The following is a 2,658-nucleotide window of genomic DNA, read 5'->3' as shown; positions in this document are numbered from 1 at the left end:
GCGCGGCCTCGCGTTCTAGTCGACCGTAAGAACGGAGTTCTCTCCGCCGTACGGGTCGGGGACGGTCTCCGGGTTGTTCGGATCGGCTTCCCAGTTGCCGTCGATCACGAACTTGTACTCGTACGTGCCGGGTTCGAGATTGAGCGTCGTCCGCCACACACCGTCCGAGCCCTTCTCGAGACGGTCCGTCGTCGGGTCCCACTGGTTGAAGGTCCCGGCGATGTAGACCTCGGTCGCGTCCGGACGCTCGAGTTCGAACACCACCTCCTGCATGCCCTCGTCAGGCTCGGCCGCGGGCGCGCGCGTCTCGGTCCGCTGCTCACCGCCGGTCACCGTGCCGGTGACGGCCTCGTACTCATAATCGACGGTGGGCGGCACGACGAGCAGCGAGTTGAACCCGCCGTAACCGTCGTCGGTCACGTCCGGATTGGACGGGTCCTCCTCCCACCGGACGCCGCCGTCGACGACGAACTTGTACTGGTAGCGGCCCGGCGGCAGCGGCTTGACGATCGTCCAGATGCCGTCGTTGTCCGGGTCGGACAGGGGGTCGATCTCCGGCTGGTAGCGCCCGGTCTCGGTACCGCCCCAGGCGTTGAACGAGCCCGCGAGCGTCACCTGTCGTGCCGCGGGCGCGAAGAAGCGGAACAGGATCCCCCCATCGACCTCGTGCGGCGGCGGGAGACGGTCCTCGATGGCACCGAGTACGCCGGCGCACGACGTCATGCCCGCCAGCAGGAGCGCCGCGACTCCGAGCAGCAGTGTCTTTCTGAGCAGCGTCTTGTTCATCCTCACGTTCTCCTCATCCTCCCGAGGTTGGACGGCGCCCGTGAAGCGTCCGCCCCGTTGTTCGCCGGCCTTCACGCTCCGCTAGAACGTGATGACGGCCATCACGCCGATCGTCCTCGCGTCCTCGAGCGCCTCCTCGGCGTCGATGACATCGTACGCGCTGTGCTCCCACAGGTAGTTCCTGCGCCACACCTCGCGTCCGTTCGCGCGCCCCTCCACCGGCGTATCGTCGTACCTCGTCGGGTTGATGCCGTAGGAGACGCGGACCTCCACGTTCTTGCGGGGGCTGTAGGCGACCGCAAGATACGGCGCGAAGAACGACTCCGAGTCGTACTCGTAGGTGCTCGACTCGACACGGTCCAGGGAGTCGGCGCCGGCGACGCGAGAGGGTACCTCGTAGGATACGTACCGAAGGTCCGCCAGCATCGCCCAGTTCTCGGCGAACTGGTAGTGACCGCGCACGATCGTCTCGAGCGTCTCGTAGATCCCGAACTCACTGTAGAGAGAGGCTTCGACGTCCGGGGCCTCGGTGAGCTCAAGCTCCTCGTCGTAGCTCATCTTCTCGGCCTCGACCTCGAGCCAGAAGCGCTCGGGGATGATGTTCGCCCGGGCGCGTCCCGCGATGCGGGTCGTCGTGCCCGTCCACTCGTCGAACGAGTACGACACCGAGTCGACCGTGACCGCGATGGAGTCCACGGGCGTCATGTCGTAGTCGGTCCAGTCGAACTCGAGCCCCAGATCGAAGATCCCGAACGTCAGACCGCCGTCGAACTCCAGCTTCCCGACGCCGATCTCCGGCGTGGGTCCCCAGACGGAAGCCACGAGGGGCGAGCCGTCGTAGCGCACCTCGGTGTACGTACGCACCGCCGTCTCAGGAGAGAACGCGGCCGACAGCACCTCGTAGTCGCTGAGCCAGTACGGCGCGCCGAACGACGTGTACTCCTCGTCCGCGTCCATCCCGTCGGTCGAGAACGAGTTGTACTCGAGCCTGAGGTCGATCGGCGGAGCCGGGCGCGCCTCGATGATCCCGACGCCGACGAAGCCGTCCATCGTCCCGGCCTCGACATCGATCGGCCCGTTGGAATAGTCCTCGCCCTCGACCTGCTCTTCGTTGCCCATGTCCCAGCGGCTGTCGTAGGCATACCGCGCGCCCTCGGCGCGGATCGTCACCTTATCGTCCATCAGCGGAAGCGCCACGTCGAGTCCGTAGAGGACCTCCGAGTTCGCCAGCTCGAACCACGTGCTCGTCGAGCCGGTGCTGTCGATGTACGCCTCGAGGTCCGGGCTGTAGTTCGTGCCGGTCCAGTCGATCCACCACCCGTCCCGCCAGGAAGCGTAGGTCGCTCCGAGATGAAGCGGTCCGACCTCCCTCTTCAGGCGCCCCGCCAGCAGATCGGTGTCGGTGTTGTCGTAAACAGAGGGATCGTTGGTGATGTCGGCCTCGTACTGGTTCGCATAGACGGCCTCGAGGTCCGCGTCGAACACCGTCATGTCGAGGATGATCCCCTGTGACCCGCGGCCGAACGGGATGTGCTCCTCAGGGATCGAGCCATCGAGGTCCCGGTGCCCGATCGACTCCAGCGGGTTGTCGAACTGGATCCGTTCCTCGTTGTAGTACCCGGTCACGTTGAACGGTCCGCCCTCGAACTCCATGTTCCCGCTGTAGAAGTCCGCGGAGATCTCCTTGATGTCGCCGGCTCCCGTCGCGATGCGCAGTGTGGCGTCGCCCTCGACCTGCGAGGTGACCGTCGGCTTGACCGACACGAAGACCTCGTGTTCCGGGCGATTGAGCCGCCAGCGCGGGTCATCGGGAACGTCGCTCTCGGTCTCGTACGTCGCGCGGTACCACCCGTTGATCATGACACGCGAGTT

Annotated in this window: 1 protein-coding gene; it reads right to left on the bottom strand. The window is 65.9% G+C overall.

Going from position 1 to position 2,658, the window contains the following annotated elements:
* Positions 1-15: 15 nt before the first annotated feature.
* Positions 16-786: a hypothetical protein gene (locus tag GF405_04255; protein MBD3367378.1), complete on the bottom strand. Its 771-nt coding sequence runs from the start codon at positions 784-786 to the stop codon at positions 16-18.
* Between the last annotated feature and the right edge of the window lie 1,872 nt (positions 787-2,658).

Source organism: Candidatus Effluviviaceae Genus V sp., assembly GCA_014728125.1.
Classification (GTDB): Bacteria; Joyebacterota; Joyebacteria; order Joyebacterales; family Joyebacteraceae; genus WJMD01.
This window is presented reverse-complemented; position numbering and strand designations above follow the sequence as displayed.

What these genes read in the sequence shown, in the direction of transcription:
- GF405_04255 (MBD3367378.1), bottom strand. Translation starts at nt 786, where the DNA reads ATGAACAAGACGCTGCTCAGAAAGACACTGCTGCTCGGAGTCGCGGCG.